General features: G+C 32.2%; 25 protein-coding genes and 1 pseudogene. 20 read left to right on the top strand and 6 right to left on the bottom strand.

Features of this window, described 5'->3' with window-relative positions:
* Positions 1–3 precede the first annotated feature (3 nt).
* Positions 4–321 carry a hypothetical protein gene (locus tag HMPREF2663_RS02680; protein ID WP_002458219.1) on the bottom strand — a complete coding sequence of 106 codons (318 nt, stop codon included), beginning with the start codon at positions 319–321 and terminating at the stop codon, positions 4–6.
* Between the two features lie 448 nt (positions 322–769).
* Between HMPREF2663_RS02680 and pgsB the strand changes: the two genes are divergently transcribed.
* The 14 genes from pgsB (at position 770) to HMPREF2663_RS12650 (ending at position 14277) form a co-directional block, all read left to right on the top strand.
* On the top strand, positions 770–1927 hold the full coding sequence (gene pgsB, locus HMPREF2663_RS02675; RefSeq protein WP_070845736.1) for a poly-gamma-glutamate synthase PgsB: 1158 nt from the start codon (positions 770–772) through the stop codon (positions 1925–1927).
* A gap of 1 nt (position 1928) precedes the next feature.
* Complete coding sequence (gene pgsC, locus HMPREF2663_RS02670; protein WP_001832320.1) at positions 1929–2381, top strand: poly-gamma-glutamate biosynthesis protein PgsC; 453 nt, start codon at positions 1929–1931, stop codon at positions 2379–2381.
* A gap of 23 nt (positions 2382–2404) precedes the next feature.
* On the top strand, positions 2405–3478 hold the full coding sequence (locus HMPREF2663_RS02665; protein WP_002447099.1) for a CapA family protein: 1074 nt from the start codon (positions 2405–2407) through the stop codon (positions 3476–3478).
* Positions 3468–3629: a hypothetical protein gene (locus HMPREF2663_RS02660; protein ID WP_001832373.1), complete on the top strand. Its 162-nt coding sequence runs from the start codon at positions 3468–3470 to the stop codon at positions 3627–3629. Before HMPREF2663_RS02665 ends, HMPREF2663_RS02660 begins: the two co-directional genes overlap by 11 nt.
* Before the next feature lie 2 nt (positions 3630–3631).
* Positions 3632–5236, top strand: a complete 1605-nt coding sequence (locus HMPREF2663_RS02655; protein ID WP_002447101.1) for a gamma-glutamyltransferase — start codon at positions 3632–3634, stop codon at positions 5234–5236.
* 251 nt (positions 5237–5487) lie between these two features.
* Positions 5488–6369 (top strand): ribose/proton symporter RbsU, encoded by an 882-nt coding sequence (rbsU, locus tag HMPREF2663_RS02650; protein ID WP_002447102.1) that lies wholly within the window; start codon positions 5488–5490, stop codon positions 6367–6369.
* Positions 6370–6390: 21 nt separating this feature from the next.
* Entirely contained in the window at positions 6391–6795 is a 405-nt protein-coding gene (gene rbsD, locus HMPREF2663_RS02645; protein ID WP_070845734.1) for a D-ribose pyranase, read from the top strand.
* Between the two features lie 53 nt (positions 6796–6848).
* Positions 6849–7772, top strand: a complete 924-nt coding sequence (gene rbsK, locus HMPREF2663_RS02640) for a ribokinase (protein WP_070593125.1) — start codon at positions 6849–6851, stop codon at positions 7770–7772.
* Between the two features lie 290 nt (positions 7773–8062).
* A complete protein-coding gene (xylB, locus tag HMPREF2663_RS02635) occupies positions 8063–9553 on the top strand; it encodes a xylulokinase (RefSeq protein ID WP_083319962.1) in 1491 nt (496 codons plus the stop codon).
* 273 nt (positions 9554–9826) lie between these two features.
* On the top strand, positions 9827–10612 hold the full coding sequence (locus HMPREF2663_RS02630; protein ID WP_002490593.1) for a hypothetical protein: 786 nt from the start codon (positions 9827–9829) through the stop codon (positions 10610–10612).
* A 652-nt stretch (positions 10613–11264) separates the two neighbouring features.
* Positions 11265–12308, top strand: coding sequence for a PTS sugar transporter subunit IIC (locus tag HMPREF2663_RS02625; protein ID WP_002490645.1), 1044 nt, complete (start codon positions 11265–11267; stop codon positions 12306–12308).
* Between the two features lie 2 nt (positions 12309–12310).
* Positions 12311–12991, top strand: a complete 681-nt coding sequence (gene sdaAB / locus HMPREF2663_RS02620) for an L-serine ammonia-lyase, iron-sulfur-dependent subunit beta (RefSeq protein WP_002458212.1) — start codon at positions 12311–12313, stop codon at positions 12989–12991.
* Between the two features lie 12 nt (positions 12992–13003).
* Positions 13004–13903 carry an L-serine ammonia-lyase, iron-sulfur-dependent, subunit alpha gene (gene sdaAA, locus HMPREF2663_RS02615; protein ID WP_001832363.1) on the top strand — a complete coding sequence of 300 codons (900 nt, stop codon included), beginning with the start codon at positions 13004–13006 and terminating at the stop codon, positions 13901–13903.
* Between the two features lie 197 nt (positions 13904–14100).
* Positions 14101–14277, top strand: coding sequence for a hypothetical protein (locus HMPREF2663_RS12650; RefSeq protein WP_002447106.1), 177 nt, complete (start codon positions 14101–14103; stop codon positions 14275–14277).
* Between the two features lie 62 nt (positions 14278–14339).
* Here HMPREF2663_RS12650 and HMPREF2663_RS02610 read toward each other — a convergent pair whose 3' ends face one another.
* Positions 14340–14834 carry a GNAT family N-acetyltransferase gene (locus HMPREF2663_RS02610; protein WP_002475106.1) on the bottom strand — a complete coding sequence of 165 codons (495 nt, stop codon included), beginning with the start codon at positions 14832–14834 and terminating at the stop codon, positions 14340–14342.
* 172 nt (positions 14835–15006) lie between these two features.
* On the opposite strand from HMPREF2663_RS02610, the gene srtA reads away from it, so the two are divergent.
* On the top strand, positions 15007–15618 hold the full coding sequence (gene srtA / locus HMPREF2663_RS02605) for a class A sortase SrtA (protein ID WP_002447108.1): 612 nt from the start codon (positions 15007–15009) through the stop codon (positions 15616–15618).
* Positions 15619–15961: 343 nt separating this feature from the next.
* Entirely contained in the window at positions 15962–16771 is an 810-nt protein-coding gene (locus HMPREF2663_RS02600; protein WP_002447109.1) for a Cof-type HAD-IIB family hydrolase, read from the top strand.
* Between the two features lie 184 nt (positions 16772–16955).
* Here the strand turns inward: HMPREF2663_RS02600 and HMPREF2663_RS02595 are convergent, their stop codons facing one another.
* On the bottom strand, positions 16956–17948 hold the full coding sequence (locus HMPREF2663_RS02595) for a D-lactate dehydrogenase (protein ID WP_002447110.1): 993 nt from the start codon (positions 17946–17948) through the stop codon (positions 16956–16958).
* A 245-nt stretch (positions 17949–18193) separates the two neighbouring features.
* Between HMPREF2663_RS02595 and HMPREF2663_RS02590 the strand changes: the two are divergent.
* From HMPREF2663_RS02590 to HMPREF2663_RS02580, 3 genes and pseudogenes are all read left to right on the top strand, one after another.
* A pseudogene (locus tag HMPREF2663_RS02590) lies at positions 18194–18855 on the top strand (NAD(P)H-dependent oxidoreductase).
* 379 nt (positions 18856–19234) lie between these two features.
* Positions 19235–20728 carry an aldehyde dehydrogenase family protein gene (locus tag HMPREF2663_RS02585; RefSeq protein WP_002447113.1) on the top strand — a complete coding sequence of 498 codons (1494 nt, stop codon included), beginning with the start codon at positions 19235–19237 and terminating at the stop codon, positions 20726–20728.
* Positions 20729–20928: 200 nt separating this feature from the next.
* Complete coding sequence (locus tag HMPREF2663_RS02580; RefSeq protein ID WP_002458205.1) at positions 20929–21234, top strand: TM2 domain-containing protein; 306 nt, start codon at positions 20929–20931, stop codon at positions 21232–21234.
* 324 nt (positions 21235–21558) lie between these two features.
* Here the strand turns inward: HMPREF2663_RS02580 and HMPREF2663_RS02575 are convergent, their stop codons facing one another.
* Positions 21559–22356, bottom strand: a complete 798-nt coding sequence (locus HMPREF2663_RS02575) for a VOC family protein (RefSeq protein WP_070845732.1) — start codon at positions 22354–22356, stop codon at positions 21559–21561.
* Between the two features lie 261 nt (positions 22357–22617).
* Positions 22618–22899 carry a GNAT family N-acetyltransferase gene (locus HMPREF2663_RS02570; protein ID WP_002484947.1) on the bottom strand — a complete coding sequence of 94 codons (282 nt, stop codon included), beginning with the start codon at positions 22897–22899 and terminating at the stop codon, positions 22618–22620.
* Positions 22900–23065: 166 nt separating this feature from the next.
* Here HMPREF2663_RS02570 and HMPREF2663_RS02565 point away from each other — a divergent pair, with 166 nt between their 5' ends.
* The gene (locus HMPREF2663_RS02565; protein WP_070845730.1) at positions 23066–24013 is read left to right on the top strand and encodes a metal ABC transporter solute-binding protein, Zn/Mn family; all 948 of its coding nucleotides are present in this window, start codon (positions 23066–23068) and stop codon (positions 24011–24013) included.
* 70 nt (positions 24014–24083) lie between these two features.
* Here HMPREF2663_RS02565 and aldA read toward each other — a convergent pair whose 3' ends face one another.
* Complete coding sequence (gene aldA, locus HMPREF2663_RS02560) at positions 24084–25508, bottom strand: aldehyde dehydrogenase (RefSeq protein ID WP_070845729.1); 1425 nt, start codon at positions 25506–25508, stop codon at positions 24084–24086.
* Between the last annotated feature and the right edge of the window lie 184 nt (positions 25509–25692).

Here is a 25692-nt window from a genome sequence, read left to right as displayed (position 1 = left end):
TTATCAATAGTATTGATAACTCGAATTCGCTTTTTTAATATGTTTATTATTTTTATATGCTTCGTTTATGTTTACAGCTTTATATTCAGAGTTTGAAAATGAGTGTGCTTTTGTATCGTTTGACTCATTATTTGATGACGTAACATCTTCGTTACTGTTTCTTGAAGTATTGTTGATACGAGAGTGATCAGTATCTAGAACAGAATTACTCATGTCTTTACCATTTAAGCTTCCAATAAGTATAAATGCGAGGTAAATACTACAAATAATTAAAATAATTGCTAGATAGATGCCAACAGCAAGTTTAACTGACTTCTCCATACCTCTCCTCCTAAAGTCGTAATATCTTTCATATATAATGTAACATCGTTGTTTTAATCTAATGTAAATTATAAGTAAATTTATTATGACCCAACTATGATAAGCTATAATTATTGTGATTAGCGTAATTTAATTCTTTGAAATTTAATTTATATTCACAAACAAATTGTTATTATGGTATGAATTTACATAAATTTACGTTAACATAACATTGATTTAAACTTTTTAAAACTGAATCAATATCGAAGTGATAGTCTACTACTAGCAAAAGATTAAGCCACTTATAGTATAAGTCTTAAATATGTAGAATATTAAATTAACAAATGGTTAGTTTATTTATATTTGATGATTTAAGGTTATTTAACTATCTTTAAAATTTACAATTTAATATTAAAAAGATTTATAGGTATCATGATTTACATACATAAGAAAAGAGAGGTAAAGCAGATTGTTACTCATTATAGCGTGTGTTGCGCTTATTCTCTGGCTAGGAATTAAAGAGAAGAAGCGTCATGCAAATCGACTTAATAAAATTCCATTACGTATCAATATTAATGGAATTCGTGGGAAATCTACGATTACTCGGATGGCCTACAGTGTTCTACGTGAGGACAACTATAAAGTGATTGGAAAGACAACAGGAACAGATGCACGAATGCTTTATTGGTTTACGGAAAAGGAATATCCAGTAATCAGAAAACCACAAGGCGCCAACATTGGAGAACAACGAGATATTATTCGTAAGGTGGTTAAACAAAAAGCAAATGCCCTAGTTAATGAGTGTATGGCTGTAAATCCAGATTATCAAATTACCTTTCAAAATGATTTAGTAAAAGCAAATATCGGTGTAATTGTTAATGTGATGGAAGACCATATGGATGTCTTAGGACCGACACTTAAAGATGTAGCGCAAGCATTTACTGCAACAATTCCATATAACGGGAAATTAGTTGTAATGAAAGATGACTATACTAGTTTCTTTGCAAAGGAAGCTAAAAAACGTAATTCAGAACTCATTGTTGTAAATAAAGATGTCATACCAGAATCATATTTGCGGAAGTTCGATTATTTAGTATTTCCTGATAATGTAGCTATTGTGTTAGGAATAGCGCAAGCAGTTGGTGTAGACGAAGAAACTGCATTACAAGGCATGTTAAATGCACCAGCCGATCCAGGTGCTGTTAGAATTAAATATTTCCATGCAAATCGCACAAAAAATGTATTTGTTAATGCATTCGCTGCTAATGAACCGCAGTCTACAAAAGCGATTTTGAATAAAGTGGAATCATATAAATATCCATACGATAAGAAAATAATCATTCTCAATTGTCGTTCAGACAGGGTTGATAGAACACAACTCTTTGTTGATAACTTTTTAGGTGAAGTCGATTACGATGTTCTCATTTGTACAGGAAAAAGTACACAAATGGTGACACAGTTCATGGAAACAATGCCAGAAAAAACTTATATCAATTATGAAGGACGAGACTTTGTAGAGATTGAAAAAGGTATTCTACATGAAGCTGAGAATGCACTTGTTTTTTGTGTAGGAAACATCCACGGCCCGGGTGGTAGAATAGCGGAATTCATAGAAGGGATAGAATAAAATGATAGGTTCAGAATTATATTTCTCCTTATTCGTAGGTGTCGTACTCAGTTTGATATTTGCTGAGAAATTTGGGATTAATCCAGCAGGGTTAGTCGTTCCAGGTTATTTAGCTTTGATTTTTGATCAACCGATTATGTTGTTATCAGTATTAATCATTAGTTGCTTAACTTATTTTATCGTAAGCAACGGTATTAGTAAGTGGGTTATTTTATATGGTAGAAGAAAATTCGCTGCCATGATACTGACAGGAATGGTGATTAAATTTATATTTGATCTCTTGTACCCATTGACCCCATTTGAAATGGTTGAAGTTTCAGGTATAGGTGTTGTCATTCCTGGTATTATTGCGAATACAATTCAAAAACAAGGTGTAGTCATTACACTTTCAACAACAATGTTATTAACATGTATTACATATATCATCTTATTTTTATATAGTTTTATTAATTAATCACGAACAAGGAGCGCGTATTAATGACAAAGAAAAAACGTTTATCGCCTAGTGAGTGGTTGCTTAAACAATCTAAAAGACATAAAAGGAAAAATACACTTTACACGGCAATTGTACTTTTAGTAGCGTTAGTTCTACTCATATTTGCTGTTAATTCAATAAAAGTAGAACCTGTAAAAAGTGATACTAGAGACAAAGATAGCATTCGTCTCACATATTTAGGTAACGTCACTTTAAACAAACATATTCGACAAACTAACTTGAATGATGTTTTTAAAGGTATTCAAGATACTCTAGATCATAGTGATTTTTCAACAGGTTCATTAATAGTAAATGATTTTTCAAAAAAGCAAAAAGATAACATAAATAAAAATATTGAAAATATCATGTTTCTACGCAAGCATAATGTAAAAAGTGTTAACTTAATCAATGAATCTATGGATAATATTCAAGCGACAGCAATGATGAGAAAAATAGATTCCCAAGCAGGTTATAATTTTTTAACAGGTAATGGTTCAAATCCAATTAATAGTAAAACTGTACAACAAGACATTAAAGGTAAAAAAATAGCTAATGTTTCATTTACCGATATCGAATCTAACTATACTAACTCTTTAAAAAACACAACGTCAATCAGTTTAGATCCAGATATATTTTATCCTTTAATAAAAAAATTAAAGGAAAATAATGATTACGTCGTAGTCAATGTAGATTGGGGGATACCTAATGAACGAAATGTGACTACACGTCAAAAAGAATATGCGCATGCGTTAGCGAATGCTGGTGCAGATGTCATTATTGGTCATAATACAGTAATTCAAAAAGTTGAAAATTATAAGCGAACGCCTATTTTTTATAGTTTAGGTAACACAACGTCTGATAACTTCTTATCAAAAAATCAGAAAGGAATGATTGTACAACAAGACTGGAAAGGTTCGCATAATCAGTTCCATATCACACCAATACAATCAAAAGATGGAAAAATCTCTAAAGATAATATGAACAAAATGGATCATATTCGATTCAAAAATAACATTAAAGATAAATCAATTGATTTAAAGTCTGATCAAAATGGAGGTTATACTTTTGAATATTAAAAAGCATTGGTTACCAATTGTTGTAGTCATTCTTGTCGTTGTTATCTTTTTATTAGTTACTTTCGCTAGAGCAAATGAAGGTTTAGATAATTATGAGCAACATGAATTAAATAATGGTGAACAGCAATATCTTTCAAAAGGGGCAAGCTAATTATGAATATATATAATAAAGTGACATTATCTGTCATTTTAGTTATAACAATTATCATTTCGTTCCTCTTCTATTTTTATACAACAGAGAAAAAAGTGGACAAAGATAAATTGTATGAAAACAAAATTACAAATCATAAACAAGCAGGTAAACCTAAGAATTATGGTGTCGCATCTAATAATAAAATAGCTACGAAAGTCGGAAATAAGATTATTGAAGATGGTGGAAATGCGGTTGATGCGGCAATAGGTGTTTCTTATGCACTTGCAGTGACAGAACCTCATTCATCAGGACTAGGAGGTGGTGGTGCGACACTTACATATAATGGTAAAGAGAATGAAACACCTAAAGCTTATGAATATAAAACGATGTCCTCATATGAATATAAAGAAGGAGACAAAATTGGAGTTCCTGGCTTAGTGAGAGGATTACATGATATGCACGTGAAAGAAGGAAAAATGGATGAGAAAAAGATTTTAGATTACGTCATTCCGCTTGCTAAAGATGGTTTTGAGGTAGATTCAGAACTAGAAAGAAGTTTAAAATTATACGGTCGTGATATTGATCACAACTCACCATTCTATAAAGGAAATAAAAGTGTTCGCGAAGGAGATATTGTAAAACAAGATAAACTCGCTAATACATTAACTAAAATCAAAGATAAAGGTCCTGATTACTTCTATGAAGATATTGGTAAGAGTGTCTCAAAACAATTAGATAATAAATTAACTGAAAGAGATTTCAAAGAATTTAAAACAGAAGAAAAAGAAGCGGTAAGTACTGATTATAAGAATAATCAAGTGTATTCAGCACCTAATCCTTTAGGTGGCACATTAATGCTTCAAGGATTGAAAATTGATGAAAAAGAAAACGTAGACAATATGGATCGCAATAATTTTATCACAGCAATGATTAAATCACGTGATGTCATGTATAAGAATAGGGACATAGTTAATGGCAATGAGCCTAGTAATGAACAACATCTGACTGATGATTATTTACTTGGTGAACTTAACAAAGTTAATATTGGTGAAAACACAGATAATGGCAGTGATTTTAATCAAATTAGAACGGATAATACAAGTACAACCCATTTTGTAATTATTGATAAGAATGGTAAATTAGCAAGTACGACTAATACACTATCTAGTTACTTCGGGACAGGAGACTATATGAAAGAGGGCTTCTATATGAATAACTCTTTAGGCGACTTTAGTAAGGATAAATTAAGCCCAAACCACGGTGAACCTCACAAGGCGCCTAGATCATTTATTTCTCCGTCAGTAATTGTTGGCCCTAATTTCTATATGGGCATTGGTACACCAGGTGGGAACAAAATTCCAACAATTCTTAATGAAGTGATTGTCGATTATTTAAACAGTGATGGTTCATTACAAGAATCTATTAATAAACCAAGATTTTATAATGACGGCGGCACGATATTTTACGAAAATGCTATGACTGATGAAGATATAAATATCTTTAAAAGTCTTGGTTATGGTGTTGAAGAAAAGCATAATGATCCAAACTTTGGCAGTGTCCAAGGTGCTGTTTATGATAAAGATAAAAATACTGTAGATGTCGGTCATGATGTAGGTAACCGTTAAAATAAATATTTAATTTAAAAAGCACCTTAAATGAGTAACGAAAACATTTAAGGTGCTTTTTTGTGTGTATTAAATTACAAACTATATATATTTATTTGCTTTCAAGTTTAACGACAAAAATAACTCAAATATGAATATAATTTAAGACAATTTTTTGACAAAGAGTGTAAGCGTATACAATAAATAAAAGAAGTAGTATGATGATTGAGTGGAAGATTTACATAAAAAAATGAAATATATAGAGGTGTCTTATGGACTTTATAGCTATTTTAATCGGATTAGGGCCACTATTAGGTTGGGGATTATTTCCAACGATTGCTTCTAAGTTTGGTGGACGTCCAGTCAATCAAATCTTTGGCGCTACTGTTGGTACTTTGATTTTCGCAATTGTTCTAGCACTATTTAAAGGTATCGGTTTACCAGGAGGTATGGCATTAGTATTTTCGCTCATATCAGGTGCAGGATGGGCATTTGGTCAAATTATTACTTTTAAAGCGTTCGAATTAGTAGGTTCATCAAGAGCGATGCCAATTACTACTGCATTTCAATTACTTGGTGCATCATTATGGGGCGTTTTTGCGCTTGGCAACTGGCCAGGTATAACAAACAAAATCATTGGATTTCTAGCTTTACTCGTAATTCTTATAGGTGCACGTATGACTGTATGGACTGAAACAAAACAACAAGAATATAGTAAAAATCTAAGAAGTGCAGTGCTCTTATTACTTGTAGGTGAAATTGGCTATTGGATATATTCTGCTGCACCTCAAGCAACGGATATTGGTGGTTTTAAAGCATTTTTACCTCAAGCTATAGGGATGGTCATTGTGGCTGTTATCTATGCGTTGATGAATATGTCTAAAGGTAATGCTTTTAAAGAGAAAGTAAGTTGGCAACAAATAATATCCGGATTTTTCTTTGCATTTGCTGCTTTAACTTATTTAATTTCAGCACAACCTAATATGAATGGTTTAGCAACAGGATTTGTTCTATCTCAAACATCTGTAGTATTAGCAACGCTAACAGGCATTTTTTTCTTAAATCAGAAAAAAACATCAAAAGAATTAATGATTACAATTGTGGGATTAGTTCTTATTTTAGTTGCAGCATCAATCACAGTGTTTATTAAATAATATTAAGAAGGGAAGAATAAGATGAAGAAAACAGCAGTATTAAATAGTCACATTTCAAGCGCAATCTCCACACTAGGTCACTATGAGTTATTAACGATTAATGACGCAGGTATGCCTATACCTAATGATGACAGACGTATAGATTTAGCAGTGACTAAGTCATTGCCACGTTTTATTGATATGTTGGAGACAGTGTTAACTGAAATGGAAATACAAAAAGTATATTTAGCAGAAGAAATTAAAACTACGAATGCACAGCAATTAAAAGCAATTAAGAAATTAATCAATGATGACGTAGAAATTAAATTTATTGCGCATTCTGAGATGAAAGAAATGTTAAAATCCCCTTTAAATAAAGGGAATATACGAACTGGTGAAATCACCCCTTTTTCTAACATTATCCTAGAATCTAATGTGACTTTTTAAGTTTAATAGTCATGTGATTGTGCTTTTAAAAAGATAAAGTAGGTGAAGTTGAAATGAATAAAAATAAAGTGATTGTAATTGGATCAACAAATGTAGATAAATTTCTTAATGTTAAAAGGTTTCCAAAACCTGGTGAGACGTTACATATTAATCAAGCTCAAAAGGAGTTTGGTGGGGGCAAGGGAGCCAATCAAGCCATAGCAGCTAGTAGATTAGCAGCAGATACAACATTTATCAGTAAAATTGGTAAAGATGGCAATGCCAACTTTATATTGGAAGATTTCAAAAAAGCAGGTATTCATACACAATATATTTTAACGTCAGAAAGTGAAGAAACTGGGCAAGCATTTATCACTGTTGATGAAGCAGGACAAAATACGATTCTTGTTTACGGTGGTGCGAATATGACATTAAGTGCAACTGATGTTGAGATGAGTGCAGAAGCGTTTATTGGTGCAGACTTTGTTGTAGCGCAGCTTGAAGTTCCATTTGAGGCGATAGAACAAGCATTTAAAATTGCTCGTAAGCAAAATATCACTACTGTATTAAATCCTGCACCAGCAATTGAATTGCCTAAGTCACTTTTAGAGTTAACTGATATAATTATTCCAAACGAAACAGAAGCAGAATTATTAACAGGTATTTCAATCAATAATGAAAGTGATATGAAAGAAACAGCAACATATTTTCTCGATTTAGGTATATCTGCAGTATTAATTACTTTAGGGGAGCAAGGCACGTATTGTGCATATCAAGAACAATACAAAATGATTCCTGCTTGTAATGTAAAAGCAGTAGATACGACAGCAGCAGGAGATACATTTATAGGTGCTTTTTTAAGTGAGTTAAATAAAGATTTGAGCAATTTAGAATCGGCTATTCGACTTGCAAATCAAGCGTCGTCTCTAACAGTACAACGAAAAGGAGCACAAGCTTCTATACCAACACGGAAAGAAGTAGAGGGAGAATATAATTAATGAAATGAGAGTCTGTGACATGAAATAATGTCGCAGACTTTCTTCACTTATAAAGAGGGAATCTTTAAATTTTATAACTTTTTAAATAATATCAAAGGCTCAATTAAAAGGAATTATAGAAAGATCGAACAGATTAAGCCAGTTGCACGACGAGGACGAAATTTAACACGAATTCTTCTCCACGCCCTTATTTTGTGTAATGGATACTTTTTAATTTTAAGTTTTAATTCTCAGTCTAACTATTTATAATATATTTATAATTAATTAACATTTTAAACAAAGGGTGAACGATGGTGAAAGAAGTAGTTCTAGGAATTGATTTAGGCACAAGCGCAATAAAAATTATTGCTGTTGATCAATTAGGAAATGTCATTGAATCAGTAAGTGAAACATTAAAATTATACCAAGAGCATCCTGGTTATAGCGAACAAGACCCTAATGAATGGTTTGAGGCTACTAAGAAAGGGATAAAAGAATTAATTCAATCAACAGAAATGTCAGATAAGATAGTAAAGGGGATTTCTTTTTCTGGTCAAATGCATGGGTTGGTCATAGTTGATGATAACGGCATTCCTTTGAGAAAAGCGATTTTATGGAATGATACTAGAAATTCAATACAATGCAGACAAATTGAAAATATATATGGTGAAAGATTGAATTATAATCCGATATTAGAAGGATTTACACTTCCCAAAATGTTATGGGTACAACAACATGAACCTGAAATTTGGAGTCGAGTTGATGTTTTTATGTTGCCTAAAGATTATTTACGTTATTGCTTAACTCAGACAATTCATATGGAATATAGTGATGCATGTAGTACATTATTATTCAATCCTGAGAATTGTGAATGGACAAGAGATGTTGGAGATACATTTAACATTGGTGATATCTACCCACCCTTAGTACAATCACATTCATATGTTGGAAATGTGACTGAATCACTGGCTAATGAATTAGGATTATCTAGTGATGTTGCTGTATATGCTGGGGGTGGCGATAATGCATGTGGTGCAATTGGTGCTGGTGTCATCCATGATAAAAGTGCATTATGTAGCATAGGTACTTCAGGTGTTGTATTAAATGTTGAATACCAACGTGTGACTTCATATGATAGTAATTTACACTTATTTAATCATAGTGTTCCAGACACTTATTACGCAATGGGAGTAACGTTGGCAGCAGGCTATAGTTTAAACTGGTTAAAACAAACTTTTTTTGAAAATGATTCTTTTGAAGGGATTTTAAATTTAGCTGCATCTTCAAAGATAGGTGCCAATGGACTACTATTTACACCTTACTTAGCTGGAGAACGTACGCCACATGGTGATGCTCAAATACGTGGAAGTTTTATAGGTATCAGTGGGCAACATACTAAAGCTGACTTTGCGAGATCAGTAATCGAAGGCATAACGTATTCTTTATATGATTCTATAAAGATTATGAGACGAGCTGGTCATGAAATGAACTCTATCACTTCAATCGGTGGTGGTGCTAAGAGTAGATTTTGGTTACAACTTCAAGCTGATATTTTTAATGTACAAATAAAAAGGTTGAAGCATGAAGAAGGACCAAGCATGGGAGCGGCAATTTTAGCGGCATACGGTCTAGGATGGTTTAAAACAATTGAGTCTTGTGTAGAGGCATTTATTAAAGTAGACGAGGTGTTTGAGCCGAATAATGAAAATCATGACCTTTATGAACAATACTATTCAGTTTATGAAGCTATATATAAACAAACGAAACAGCTTACTGCTGATTTGTTAACGATAACGAATTAAAATATTAAAGACTTATCGCTCACTTTTAATGGCGATGAGTCTTTTTATTATAGTCAATTATAAGAAAATGAAAAAATAATTATATTTATCAACAGTACATACAATTTCGTCGTAGAAAAGTTCAAAAATTGAAAAACTGTCAACTAAAAATGATAAGTAAAAATTTAATTATTAAAATGAATATTGACATTGATTTAAATTATACGTTTAATATAGATATCATTTTTAAGATTTGAGCACTCAAGACTATATAAGCATCGAGAGGATGATACTATGTTTATTTCAAAACAAGAATTATATGAAAAGTTACAATATGTTACGCCAAGAACGTTTGCCTACTTGAATGAAATAGATTATTATAACTTATTAATGATAATTGAAGAGCATCAAATATCTATTCCACCGATTCATCAACTTCGAAAAACATTGCGAGGAAGTAAAATTATGAAGCCTAAGAATCGCGTAGACAATTGTTATATTCATTTAAAGGATGAAATTCCGACCCCAATTAATAATGAACAATTAAGTTTCCTGCATTTTTATTCACGTCAGCAAATACATTTAATTTTGAGTGCTTATTCTAGAATGAAAAGTCTAAAGTTACGGCCTCAATTACATTGTTTAAAACTCAAATTCCCCTTAGATCAGCATTCTATTCGTAAAGAAATTACACCACCTCAAAGCTCTGACAAAGACAATGATATTTTAATTTGTCTATTACAAAAATTAATCAACGAAATTACCAAATGCCAAGTTCCTGTTTCTCTAAAGAATAATTCTTTCGAAATAAAACTACCAAACTATATCATAAAGGTCGATTTAAACTATCACGAACAGCAAGACCATTTATATCCATTACAATATAGCATCCACGCATGGCATAGAGATTTCCAATATCTCGAAATCTCAAATACCTTCATGATACCGTCTTTGAATGATCTTATTTTCCATATACAAAAGCTTTTTTTACTTATATTTCAATTACCTGAACATCTCGCGAGACAAGAATATTCATTGAGTCAATATTATTTTTACTCGCAATGCCATACAAAAGATTAAATGGACACTTAAAACATTTGATAGTGAGATGTCGAGCACCACCATAAAAGGTACGAAAGGTAAGTTATAAGAAGGTTAAAGTATGATAAAATTCGTTTCATTTATTTGATATTAAGTCATTAAAACACATTATTTAACATAAACATTCATATTGCTTAGAATCTATACCATAAAATTACGTGTAGATTCTCAATCTTTTCGCAATCATTGATTGAAATGAAATTTTTGGTTCATTAAGTTTTTTATAAACTCAGTCAATAAGAGCGATAGAGCGGGACATAAAATTCTTAGATGAATTCAGTTCCGCTCCTTTTTTAATTGTGACTAATTTTTTACAAATATGACTTTTAGCGTTAGAATACATGGAGTCATCTTAGTTATGCATTGACAAAATATTGAATTATTGTGATTAACATTTTACTTTTACAGTATTTAAAGTAGATAAATAAAACCAATTAACTAAAAAAAGTAATTTGAAACCATCTTAAAATATAAAATTCGTGTATATAAATGTTTTAGAAAGACTATTAAAACGGTTTTGTGAATTAATTCACAATATAGACTTAATTGTGTTCAATAAATTGTTGAAATCGCTTTCTTTAGGGTGTACGATAACTATGGCCTAAAAATAAAGAAAGAAGGTTTTGGGGAAATGGATATTATTTTAGGAGTAGGGACTTTAGTACTCGTTCTTATTATCATGACGCTTTTCTTAAATTTTGCGCCATATGGTAAACAAGGTTTACAAGCTTTATCAGGGGCTGCTTGTGCCACGTTTTTACCACAGGCGTTCTTAAGTTACGCAATTGGTGGCGTATTCCATGTTAAATTTTTCCAAGAAATTGGTGATTTAGCAGGGAGTTTAAGTGGTATAGCTGTTGGTATATTAACTTGTCTAAAGTTAGAAGTGTCTCCAGTATTTGCAGTCATTGTAGGTTTAATATTACATGACTCAAAATTATTACCTGCGTTTATCGCAGCGTATGTTGTTGCATTTGGAATCAAGTTTGTTGAGAAAAAAGTTCCAGAGGGACTAGATTTAATTGTTGTTATTTTATTGGCTCCAGCAGTTACATTTGGTCTTGCAAACTTAATTTCTCCAGGGGTTATTGCAGTACTTAAACAAATTGGTAGTGCAATCACTTCAGTAGGTGATAACAACCCATATGCATTAGCAGTCATTTTAGGACTTGTTATTCCTGTAACTGGTATGACGCCATTAAGCTCAATGGTACTTACAAGCTTATTAGGTTTAACTGGTATTCCAATGGCAATTGGTGCGTTAACATGTACAGGAGCATCTTTTGTTAATGGAATCTTATTTAGCAAATTAAAAATTGGTAATAAAGGTAATGCCTTCGCGGTATTTGTAGAGCCGTTAACTCAAATTGACTTAATTGCCAAATATCCGCTACAACTGTTTGGTGCGAATGCCATTATTGGTGTTGTAAATGCTTGTATTGTCACATACAGTGGACTAGTTATTGATATTAAAGGTATGGCAACACCTATAGCAGGTGCTATTGTACTTTATGGCTTTAACGATGCTGTAAGATCTACAATTACAATTATCGCAGTAGCAATTGCAAGTGTGATATTAGCGTACGTTATTAGTGCTATTATTAATAAATTTAACTTGATGAATGTCGGATTCAAGTTACCACGTAGAAAAAACCAAGTTAAGGAGAGTGTTTAATGATGGCTAAAAGCTATGATTATCAAAGTGCTTTCGATATTATTGGACCAGTAATGATGGGACCTTCAAGTTCTCATACAGCAGGTGCAGTAAAAATTGGTAATTCAGCGAGAGCTGTGTTAGGAGATATGCCTAAGCATATAGAAATTCGTTATTATGAATCTTTTGCTAAAACGCATCAAGGGCATGGTACAGACGTTGCTATTGTCGGAGGTGCTATGGGCTACAGCACTTTCGATAGTAGAATTAAATCATCCTTAGACATAGCAAAAGATGAAAATATTACAATTGATATTATTGAAGATGAAGGAGAAAGTATTGGTCAACATCCTAACTGTGCTTATATCAAAGCAAATACGAAAGACGGACGTTATATAGAAGTGATAGGTATTTCTATTGGTGGCGGTACAATCAAACTAAAAGGTATCAATGTAAATGGTTTAGATGTGGAACTGAATCATGGGCTTCCAATGTTAGTTATAGATGGAAATATGAATAAAGCTAAAATAAATCATCTTATTAATGATTTATCAGATATGAACTTAGACCTAGGTGAAGAATTAATAAAAACAAATGATAATGAAGGTTTAGTTGTATTTCCTTTAAATAAAGCAATCTCAGAATCAGCATTAAATATTATTAAAGATAAACATAGTGATTTAAACGTTTCCTATATCAAATAGAGGGGGATTAACATGTTTGATTCAATTAGAGAGACAATAGATTATTCAGTTGAAAATAACATCAGTTTTGCTGATATGATGATTAATGATGAAATGGAAAGAGAAGGTAAATCTCGCGAAGAAGTGCGTGATTTAATGAGACAAAACTTAAACGTTATGCGTGAGGCGGTTGAAAAAGGTACGACTGGCGACGGTGTAGAAAGTGTGACAGGTTATACAGGACATGACGCTGCTAAACTTCGAGATTACAACGAGAATAATCATGCATTATCAGGTCATGAAATGATTGATGCAGTCAAAGGTGCAGTTGCAACGAACGAAGTTAATGCAGCAATGGGTATTATTTGTGCTACTCCGACAGCTGGTTCCTCGGGAACGATTCCCGGCGTAATATTTAAATTAGAAAAAACTCATAATATCACTGAAGATCAAATGATAGATTTTCTATTCACATCAGCTTTATTCGGGCGAGTAGTTGCAAACAATGCGAGCGTTGCCGGTGCAACTGGTGGTTGTCAAGCCGAAGTGGGTTCGGCATCTGCAATGGCTGCAGCTGCTGCAGTATCAATTTTTAACGGGTCACCTGAACAATCAGGACATGCCATGGCATTGGCAATTAGTAACTTATTAGGCTTAGTTTGCGATCCAGTTGCTGGTTTAGTTGAAATTCCATGTGTAATGCGTAATGCTATTGGTTCAGGAAATGCATTAATATCTGCAGACCTTGCACTAGCTGGAGTTGAAAGTCAAATTCCAGTAGATGAAGTCATAGGTGCTATGGATAGAGTGGGTCGTAATTTACCTGCATCATTAAGAGAAACAGGTTTAGGTGGTTTAGCAGGTACACCTACTGGCGAAGAAATCAAACGTAAAATATTCGGCGAAGCAGACAACATGGTTAAAAATAAATAATTAATATTTAAATGCTCAGGCTTTATAAATTATAAAGCTTGAGCATTTTTAGTAGTAAAAGATGTTAAAAATAAAGAAAAAATTATAAAAGATAAAGTTCTTATATTAAGAACGCCTTTAATCATATGATTATAGGCGTTTTATATATTGCAAATTTTCTGACAACAACATAAAATAGCTAAAAAGGGGTTGATGAAATGCTGAGATTATTTTTGATCTTCATCGCATTCATCATTAACACGACGATAACTTATTTATGGACCATCGAGGGAACATGGCCCAACTTGCTATTTAAATCATTATCATTGAGCATGATAATTGTTTTTATATTCTATTACATTCGTTTTGTTATTGAAGATAAAAAAGAAGACTGAAGAAATAAAAAATAAAGAGTATCTTTTTGGATTAACTTATTTAATAATAACTCCACACTTTCTTATGAATCGGATAAATCATATTGATAAAATGATAAATCGAGCCATCGATTAAACTTATAACCTACATTTTTAATTGTACCTGCATGTGAGAAGTCAAACTTCTTATGTAATGCGATACTGTCCATGTTCGATGCATCAATCCCGGCAACAATGGTGCGATAACCTTGTTCTTTAGCGTAATGAATTAAATTCTCTAATAATTGAGAAGCGATACCTAGTCCTCTGTACTGTTGATGAACATATATTGAATGTTCAATAGTATATAAATAGGCCGGCCATTGTCTAAAGGAACCATAAGTGGCAAAACCAACCACTTTCCCTTCTTTTTCATAAACCCATATAGGTTCGTTTATTTTTGCTTTAGATTGATACCATTGAAGACGTTCATCTAATTGTTGTGGCTTATACGTATAAACAGCTGTTGTATTAAGGATAGCATCATTATAAATTGTCAAAATATCTTGAAGATCCTCTAGTCGTGCAAATCTAATCATCTCAATCCCTCAAATCTTTAAAATTATTATTTTTATTCAATAGACAATGCATCATCTTCAGGCATTCTCATCTAGTTCAGATATCACATCATGTAATGTTGAATTTTTAATTTAATGCTATACTAAACTAAAATTATATAATTTGCGAAATAAATATAAAGGAGTAACATAAATGAAGCAGTGGATGAATAGATTAATCACCTTAATAGGCGTATTGTTAATCATTTTAGCTATTTATTTATTCTCAAAGCCATATATCGATAATTATCTTCATGAAAAAGATAACGATCATAAAATTGAAAATTATGATAAAAAGGAAAAAGAACAGACAAAGACATCTAAATCGACGCCAAAGATACCTTCCGATAAATCTAAAATGGCTGGTTATATAGAAGTTCCAGATGCGCAAATAAAAGAACCTGTATACCCTGGTCCAGCAACGCCAGAACAACTCAATAGAGGTGTAAGTTTTGCAGAAGGTGACGAATCTCTTAATCAACAGAACATTTCAATTGCTGGTCATACGTTTACTGATCGTCCGCACTATCAATTTACAAATTTAAAATCAGCAAAAATCGGTAGTAAAGTGTATTTTAAAACTGGAAATCAAACTAGAAAGTATAAAATAACTAAAATACGTGATGTTAAACCTACAGAGGTTAAGGTATTAGACGAACATCCTAATAAGAAAAATCAATTAACATTAATTACTTGTGATGACTATAATGAAGAAACGGGTGTTTGGGAAACAAGGAAAATATTCATAGCTACACAAATTAACTAATATTCTTATAAGTGAAAGATACGTAATAAACTGTATGAATTATGTTCTGCTTCGAGAAGAAGCTTTGTTAAAATGAATTTTAATAACTTATTGATTAGAGAGTTAAGGACAAAGTGATTGTCCTTGGCTCTTTTTAATATGTCGATTCAAGTTATATAAATGAAAATAAGAGATTTATCTTATATATTAAGCGATAGTGTGAATGACAAAGGTAATTATTTTTTATGTTGAAAACAATTTCAATATATGAATATGTTTTCACTATATTTGATATTGCTTCAATCCCAAATCCAACAGCTATATAATGATTATGAATTTTAATCTATAGATAGGGGGCTTAACGATGATTAAAGCCATTGCGGTAGATATGGATGGAACATTTCTTGACTCAAATAAACAGTTTGATAGAAATCGTTTTGAAACTATTTTTAAAGAATTAATAGATAAAAATATCAAATTTATAGCTGCGAGTGGGAATCAATTTGCAAAGCTAAAATCAATTTTTGGAGATAGGGAAATGTTCTTTATATCTGAAAATGGAGCAGTCATCTATAAAGGGAATCAACTTTATAATTATCGAAGTTTTGATCAGTATATTTTTCAAAAAGTTGTAAATTATTTAAATTTGAATCAAAAGATAAACAATTTGATTATTTGTGGCGTAAAAAGTGCATATATTTTAAAAGAGACAAGCGAAGCATTTAAGCAAGATGCACGTACATATTATCACCAACTCATAGAGATTGACTCCTTACAAACATTACCTGACGATGATTATGTAAAAATTGCTTTCAATATTAATCGTCAAACTCATCCAGACTTAGATGAGAAATTAGCTCTTAAGTTTAAAGATGATATTAAACTAGTATCAAGTGGAAGAGATAGTATAGATGTTATTATGCCAAATATGACTAAGGGTCAAGCTTTGTCTAGATTATTAAAAGAATGGCAAATGTCTGCTTCACATTTAATGGCATTTGGAGATGCAAATAACGATAAAGATATGTTGGAACTCGCCGAACATAGTTATGTCATGGCTAATAGTGAAGATCAATCATTATTTAATATAGCGAGTCATGTGGCACCTTCCAATGATGAACAAGGCGTACTATCAACAATCGAAAATGTTGTTCTCGGTTATTCTAATAAATAATAAAATGGTTAAATGTCTGAAACATTAACATGTACAGACGCTTAACCATTTTTTTATTAGAAAAGTAAAATGTTTTTTATTTTATTCACATTAATACCAAGTGATAATGTAATGATATAGGGTAAGTAAATCGAAATAATGATAAATAATATCTTGATTACAGTGATTACTGACTTTATTCGTATTAGTTTAATCGCGTATCACATGTGCCAGTATTAATTACTGATAATGCAGCATTCAAACCACCCTCGACTAAATTTTGTACTGCTTCATCAGAGAAAAAGGCAATATGAGGTGTAACTAAAATATTTTCATTTCTAATTAGGTCTAATAATATTGGGTCATCAATCGTTTGATTTGACCAATCAAAGGTGAAATAATTAGCTTCATTTTCATATGTGTCAATGGCAGCACCTGATAATGTACCATTATTTACTGCTTCAATTAAATCAGGCGTGTTAATCACAGCTCCTCTTGCAGCATTAACTAAAACGGCACCTTTTTTAACTTTTTTAAACATATTGTTATCAAATAAATGAAAACTATCTTTATTAGCGGGTACATGTAAAGAGATAATATCAGCATCTTTAATTGCATCCTCTATTGTTTCTTTATATTCTAAGAAAGATAAAGAATGATTAGGGTATGCATCATAACCAACTACTTTCGCACCAAAACCAGCATAGATTTTACCTGTTGCAGCACCAATACGTCCTGTACCGATGATTGCTACGGTCATGTTTTTTACTGGACGAGACATAATAGGGGACGCCCACGTGAAATTATGTGCTTGCACACGTTTTTCAATTGTTGGGAATTTTCGTACGAGCTGCAGAGCGATAGATACCGAATATTCAGCAATTGTTTCAGGTGAATAACTAGGTATATTCGAGATAATAATTCCATGTTTTTTTGCAAGTTCTAAGTCATACATATCAAATCCAGCCGTACGTTGTGCAATTTGTTTAATACCATAAGACTCTAATTTAGGGTAAACTTCAGGTTCTAATTTACCGAACTGCATTGTTGTCACACCGTCATAATCTTTTAATTGATCGACTGTATCTACACTTAAAAGTTCTGTTGATGTAGTAACATCGATATTATTTTCCTTTCCCCAACGTAATGCCATGTCCTTTTCATATGCTCTTGTACCGAAAAACATAATTTTTGTCATTAAAATTACCTCATTTCTAAAATTTAGAATTAATGAATAGTAAAAACATTCACAAGTCAGTACTTATGATTTTTTTATTATATGTGATTTAATTCACTAAACAAGTTATTTCATAGGTCTTTTAAATTTCTAAATTATACTAACTATATAAGTGAGCTGAAGAGATTAGAAATCAATTACTTTAGTTACACTTTGAAGTCGTATATAATTTGTATCAACAGAAGTAAAGAGAGGAAGGTATGATTGTGAATCAAATGAATCAAACGATTGTTTATGCATTCCATTTTAGACATGCGACAAAAGAATTTGACCCTGCGAAAAAAATTAGTGATGAAGATTTTAATACGATTTTAGAAACAGGTAGATTATCTCCAAGTTCACTAGGTTTAGAACCTTGGCACTTTGTAGTGGTTCAAAATAAAGAATTGAGAGAAAAATTGAAAGCCTATAGTTGGGGAGCACAAAAGCAACTTGATACAGCAAGTCACTTTGTATTAATTTTTGCCCGTAAGAATGTGACGGCTCATACAGAATACGTGCAACATTTACTTCGTGGTGTTAAAAAATATGAAGAAAGTACAATTCCAGCTGTTGAAAATAAATTTGATGATTTCCAAGAAAGTTTCCATATCGCCGATAATGAACGAACATTGTATGATTGGGCGAGTAAACAAACATATATTGCGTTAGCAAACATGATGACAAGTGCTGCATTACTAGGTATCGACTCATGTCCAATTGAAGGATTTGATTTAGACAAAGTGACTGAAATTCTTTCTGATGAGGTGTTTTAGATACAGAACAATTTGGTATTTCAGTTATGGTAGGCTTTGGTTACAGAGCACAAGAGCCTAAACATGGCAAAGTTAGACAAAATGAAGACGACATCATTAGTTGGATTGAATAAAGAAATTTTATGAAACCACAAGGTATAGCATAGGTTTATGTTAAATACTATAGTTTACTCCTGATAGTGAGAACTTTAATCAAGTACGATTATATGAATTTAAAATTGAGTGAGTTATCAATAATTAATATATAAACAACCTGAGACTTCTACTTGAAGCCTCAGATTGTTTTGTTGAATATAATAAAATTTTTATACGTTGAATAATAAAACTCGAAGCGGGTACAACACAAACATAGTCACTTTTATTGATGATGCAAACAGATAATTTTGCATTATTTACAAAAGAGGTTAAAATAAGTGTTACATTGAGTAAACGCTTACATTTTATTAGGGATAAGCGATTACTTCAAATATCACTAAAAAAGGATGGGTTTTAATGACAAATATTAACGTAAGAAATTATATAGATGAAAGTTACGGCTTGTTTATTAACAATGAATTCCAAGCTAGTGATAGTGGGGAAACATTAACTGTTTCTAATCCAGCTAATGGTGAAGATTTAGCTAAAGTTGCACGCGCTGGTAAAAAAGATGTGGATAAAGCTGTTCAGGCAGCTCATGATGCATTTGATAGTTGGAGTAAGATTTCTAAAGAAGAACGTGCAGATTATCTATTAGAAATTAGTCGACGTATTCATGAGAAAACTGAACATTTAGCGACAGTTGAATCACTGCAAAATGGTAAACCCTATCGTGAAACATCAACAATTGATGTACCACAAGCAGCCAATCAATTTAAGTATTTTGCTAGCGTTTTAACAACTGACGAAGGTTCAGTTAATGAAATTGATCAAAATACAATGAGTTTAGTTGTTAATGAACCTGTTGGAGTTGTTGGTGCAGTAGTAGCATGGAACTTCCCAATTTTATTAGCATCATGGAAATTAGGACCAGCTTTAGCAGCAGGTAATACAGTAGTAATTCAACCATCATCATCTACGCCTTTATCATTAATTGAACTTGCTAAAATTTTCCAAGAAGTTCTTCCTAAAGGAGTAGTTAATGTCTTAACTGGTAAAGGGTCTGAATCAGGAGACGCTATTTTCCATCATGAAGGTGTAGACAAATTATCATTTACAGGTTCTACTGACGTGGGTTACGGTGTAGCACAAGCAGGTGCTGAACGTATCGTTCCTACAACATTAGAATTAGGTGGTAAAAGTGCTAATATTATCTTTGATGACGCTAATTTAGAGCAAGTGATTGAAGGTGTTCAACTTGGTATATTATTTAACCAAGGTGAAGTATGTAGTGCAGGTTCAAGATTATTAGTACAATCATCTATTTACGATGAATTATTGCCAAAATTGAAAGAAGCATTTGAAAATATTAAAGTTGGCGATCCATTTGATGAAGATACTAAAATGAGTGCGCAAACTGGACCAGAACAATTAGATAAAATTGAAAGTTATATAAAAATTGCTGAAGAAGATGACAAAGCTAACATCTTAACTGGTGGTCATCGAATCACAGACAACGGCTTAGACAAAGGTTACTTCTTTGAGCCTACAATTATTGAGATTAACGATAATAAACATCAACTTGCTCAAGAAGAAATCTTTGGTCCAGTTGTAGTAGTTGAAAAATTCGATGATGAGCAAGAAGCTATCGAAATTGCAAATGATTCTGAGTATGGTTTAGCTGGAGGTATCTTTACTACAAATTTAAATCGTGCATTAAATGTAGCTAAAGCTATGAGAACAGGTCGTATTTGGATTAACACTTATAATCAAATTCCTGCAGGTGCGCCATTCGGAGGATATAAAAAATCAGGTATTGGGCGCGAAGTATATAAAGATGCTATCAAAAACTATCAACAAGTTAAAAATATCTTTATTGATACAAGCAACCAAACTAAAGGTTTATATTAATAAAAAGAGGCACTTTACAGGATGCATGCGTATGCGTGCATCCTGTTTTTTGTTGAAATTTTACTTCAATTAAAAGCAGAAAATATTTTTGAGTATTACACAAAAATTTATTTATCTGGTGAAAAATAATAAATTAATATTTGTTTTTATATTTTGTATGGTACAATAATTTTAAATATGAAAATGTTGTGAGGGATTTTATGAATTTAGAAGAAAAGAGTTATATTGAACAACAAGTAACGAATCGTGGAAAATCTACTGCTGTATCTTATGTACTTTGGTTCTTTTTAGGAGGATTTGGAGCACATAGATTTTATCATGGTAAAGTAGGAAGTGGAGTTGGATTATTAGTCTTAACATTATTAACTGTTTGGTTTACTTTTGGAATTCCTACATTAATTTGGGCTATTATTGATGCTTTTTTAATTCCAAACTGGGTTAGAGAAGATGAAGAAAGAATACGTCAGCAAGCATTAAGCGAAGTAAAATTAATGAAAAATAAATAAAATTATAAAAACCTGAGACATTGAGTGCAACGTAAAGTTAGACTAAATTCTAACATTGTGAGGTATAGTACACATCAATCTTGTCTCAGGTTTTCTTAATATATAGACAAAACACTAGAAATTACATCTACCTTATATCAAACACTTTCAACAAACCCCATAAAGACGAAGTATATGTTGGAATTCAATGGATTAGAAAAGTTGAGGTTCGAGGCTCCAACAAAGAGAATTTCACCGAAAAATTCCCAGGGCAAAGCAAGTTGTCGGTAACTTGGATAACTTATTCAAAATAAGGTGTGTATCAACTACGGTAAGTTATCATCGTTATTTTGTTTTGTTACCATGAATTGTAATGTCAAAGCCTTCAGGTGAAGTAACATGACTACTATTTGCATTAGGTTGATATATGTCAAAGTGACATAAACCATAAGTTTGTTCATTTTGAGTTCTAATCTTATTTGACTGCCAAGTATTTGTCGCTATATGATGATGATACTTTTGAGTAGACATAAATAGTGCTTGTGGGAAATTAGATATATGTTCGAACCCTAGCTTTTCAACATAAAATTCATAAGCTGATTCTAAATTGTGGGTTTTGAGATGTAAATGGCCGATTTTTCCTTCTTCCGGCCAACCTTGCCAACCTTCGTTTGAGCGTTGAGCCATTAAATCATTGACATCAACTTCCAATGTATCCATTTTGACAAAACCGTCTCGCCATACCCAGTCTTCTGAAGGACGATCATGATAGACTTCAATACCATTACCTTCAGGATCAGCGAAATATAGCGCTTCACTGACAAGGTGATCTCCGCCACCCATTGCGATGTTGTGATTGTTAGCATGATAAAGGAAGTCTGCTAAATCGCTACGAGTCGGTAAAAGATAAGCAACATGGAATAAACCTGCTTCTCTAAATTCCGGTTGTCGACCATTGTTGAGTTCATTTAAAGTTAAAGTATAACCAAGATTTCCGATGTTGAATACGGTCTGTTGATTCGTTTGTTTTTCAATAGAAAAACCTAATACATTAGAATAGAAATCAGTTAATTTATTTAAATCTTTAACATTTAAAGTGACGTTTGTTACTTGTGTAGCATCTATAGAATGAAAATTTGTCATCGTTTCGTGTTCCTTTCAATTTTAAAATAAGTATAATTAATATACTTAAAAGATACTAAAATAGCTAATATATTGAACTAATATAAAATCTAAATAAAAGAGTAGAACTAAATTATTTTGAAATTAGTCCTACCCTTACATAGTTAACTATATGTGTGCCCATTTGATAAACGTATTGCATATTTAGTCAACTGCTATAAATTTTCGGTGAAATAAGCGAACGACGTATATCTCAAATTGATATGAGTACATTCACATAAACTATCCTAAATAAACATCTTGTGCATGATCATCTTTTTCTAATACGTTTTTTGCGAATGGACAAGAAGCGATAATTTTTAGATTGTTTTCTCGTGCATGTTCAACAACACGATTAACTAATTTTTTACCTAGACCTTGTCCACCGAGTTCATCAGAAACTCCAGTATGATCTATGTCTATCTCATTGTTATCAACCTCTTTAAATGTAATAACAGCTTTTGGGTTATTTTCGTCATCACCTACATAGAATTTATGATCGCCTTGTTTAATTTCTGCAGCCATCGACGTTCACTCCTTTAAAATAGTATATAGTTATATTTATCACGCTTTGACGTTTTCAAACATAATTGGTTTACAGTTTACATTTATATTGATAACTATTGCTTTTTTATAATGTAACGGATATAGTGATAAGCGTATAAATTGGTCATAGTAGGGAGCACTTATATTGAAGAAATTAATTATAGTGTCAATCATCATTTTAATGTTAAGCGGATGCAGTAGCTTTGATCATCGTAAACGCGAAAGTATTAATGACAAGAATAAAATGAAAGTATACACGACTGTATACGCATTTCAAAGTTTGACACAACAGATTGGTGGAAAATATGTTGACGCGCAATCAATCTATCCTGCTGGTGCTGATTTACACTCATATGAACCAACACAAAAAGATATGATTGATATTGCCAAAAGTGACCTGTTTGTCTATTCAAGTCATCAATTAGATCCTGTCGCTGTAAAGATTACGAATTCGATGACCAATAATAGCATGAAATTAGCGCTTGCCGAAGGACTCAAACAAAGTGATTTTATTCACTCTAAAGACCATGATGAAGATCATGAGCATCATTCACATCATGAAGAATCGAATCAAGATCCTCATGTTTGGTTAGATCCTGTTCTAAATCAAAAATTCGCTTTCATGATTAAAGAGAAATTAATAGAGAAAGACCCTAAACATCAAGCTTATTACAATAAAAATTATAAAATAGTAAATAAAGATATTGTGCATATTGATCAACAGCTACAATCAATAACGAAGCATTCTAAAAGAGATCAAGTTGTGATATCACACGATTCGCTAGGATATTTAGCGCATCGTTATGGTTTTAAACAACAAGGTGTTAAAGGTATGAATGATGAAGAACCTAGTCAAAAAGAGATTTTGAATATCGTTAAAGATATACAGCATTCACACGCGCCTTATGTTTTATATGAACAAAATATTACCTCCAAAATTACAGATGTTATTAAGAAAGAAACAGATACGAAACCATTAAGTTTTCATAATTTAGCTGTATTGACTAAAGAGGAGCAAAATGATGATTCAATTTCATACCAATCATTAATGAAAAAGAACATTCACGTATTAAATCGCGCACTCAATAATTAAAAACGGGGTGGGTCTAACGTTCTAAATAAAACGTTAAACCCATCCCGTTAGTTATATGATAATGATTACATTAGTATCTGATATAACTTACAGTGGTATTGTAGTATTCTTCAAAACCGTGAATACCGTCAGCGCCACCTAAGCCTGATTCACGCCAACCTGCGTGATAGCCATTAACGACTTCTTCAGCCTCACAATTTGCATATACTTCACCAAATTTTAGACGTTCGGTTGCTGTCATTACTTCTGTTAAATTTTCAGAGAAGATATAAGAAGATAAGCCAGCGTTTGTATCATTAGCGTCTTCAATCACTTGTTCAAAATTACGGTATGTTGTTATCGCAAGAACAGGACCAAAAATTTCATCTTTAAAGACACTATCGTCTTTTCTAACGTTATCTAATACCGTTGGTGCGTAGAAGAAACCATGGCGTTTTAATTGATGTCCACCAGTCATCAATGTTGCACCATTTTTAATAGCATCTTGAACCTTTTCATGAATACTATCAAGTTGCTTTTGGTTAATAATTGCGCCGTAATCGGTGTTTTCATCAAATGGATCTCCAACAGTTAAGCTTTTCATTTTGGAAGTTACTTTATTTAAAAAGTCATCGTGAACATCTTCATGCACAAAGATACGTTCAGGGCACGTACAAACTTGACCTGCATTATTTATACGGGCTGTCACAATATAGTCAACTGCTTTATCTAAATCGGCATTTGATGTGACAATGACTGGAGCATTTCCACCTAATTCTAAATTTACTTTCTTTACAGTTTGAGCAGCATTTTCGTAAACAGATTTACCAGCTCTCATACTTCCAGTTAAAGAAATAAGTTGAATGTCTTTATGCGAAGCTAATTGTGTACCTACTGTTTCTCCAGTGCCAGGAACAATTTGAATCAAACCTGCTGGTATAGTTGATGCTCTGAATAATTCAGCTAATCGAAGAGTGAGTAACGTTGTCTCTTCACTAGGTTTAATCACTACTGAACAACCAGTTACAATAGCTGGAATGACTTTTCGCATAAGGACAAGTATCGGTGCGTTCCATGGCACAATACCAGCAGTAACTCCGATAGGTTTGTTGATAAGTTGAATCGTTTCATTTGCAATACTATTTTGTAGAACACGTCCTTTATCTGACATACTCAGACTTGTCATATAATCGATAAATGAGATTGATTTGTCAATTTCTCCATAAGCTTGCGATAAAGTTTTACCTTGTTCTTTTACGTATAATTGAGCTATTTCATCGCGATTTTTTTCTAATAAAGGTATAAGTAATTTAACATGTTCTGCACGTGTAGGTTGAGGCACGCGCTCCCATTCAAGTTGTGCTTGTTGAGATTTTTCAATTGCGTCGTTTACTTCCTCTTCAGTTGCAAGAGTGATAGTATCAAATGCCTCGCCAGTAGCTGGATTAATGACATCCATTGTTTCTTTAGACTGACTTTCTATAAATTCATTGTTAATAAATAATTGGTTTGTCATGTTAAACACCTCCATTAGAAGTATTCCCTGAAAAATCAGTTTTAAATTTAAATTGCGTTATTTATATTAAAATTCTCCTGAACTTCAAGAAAATGAGCAACCATTAAGAAGGTAAATAGTGTTTAAATAGATTGGTTAACTTACACAGGAAGTGCTAATAGAATTAAAATTTGTTTAGTATGTG

The organism is Staphylococcus sp. HMSC077D08 (genome assembly GCF_001837945.1).
In the GTDB taxonomy this organism is placed as follows: Bacteria; Bacillota; Bacilli; order Staphylococcales; family Staphylococcaceae; genus Staphylococcus; species Staphylococcus epidermidis.
The sequence above is the reverse complement of the archived record's forward strand: the minus strand, read 5'-3'. Positions and strand labels throughout refer to the sequence as shown.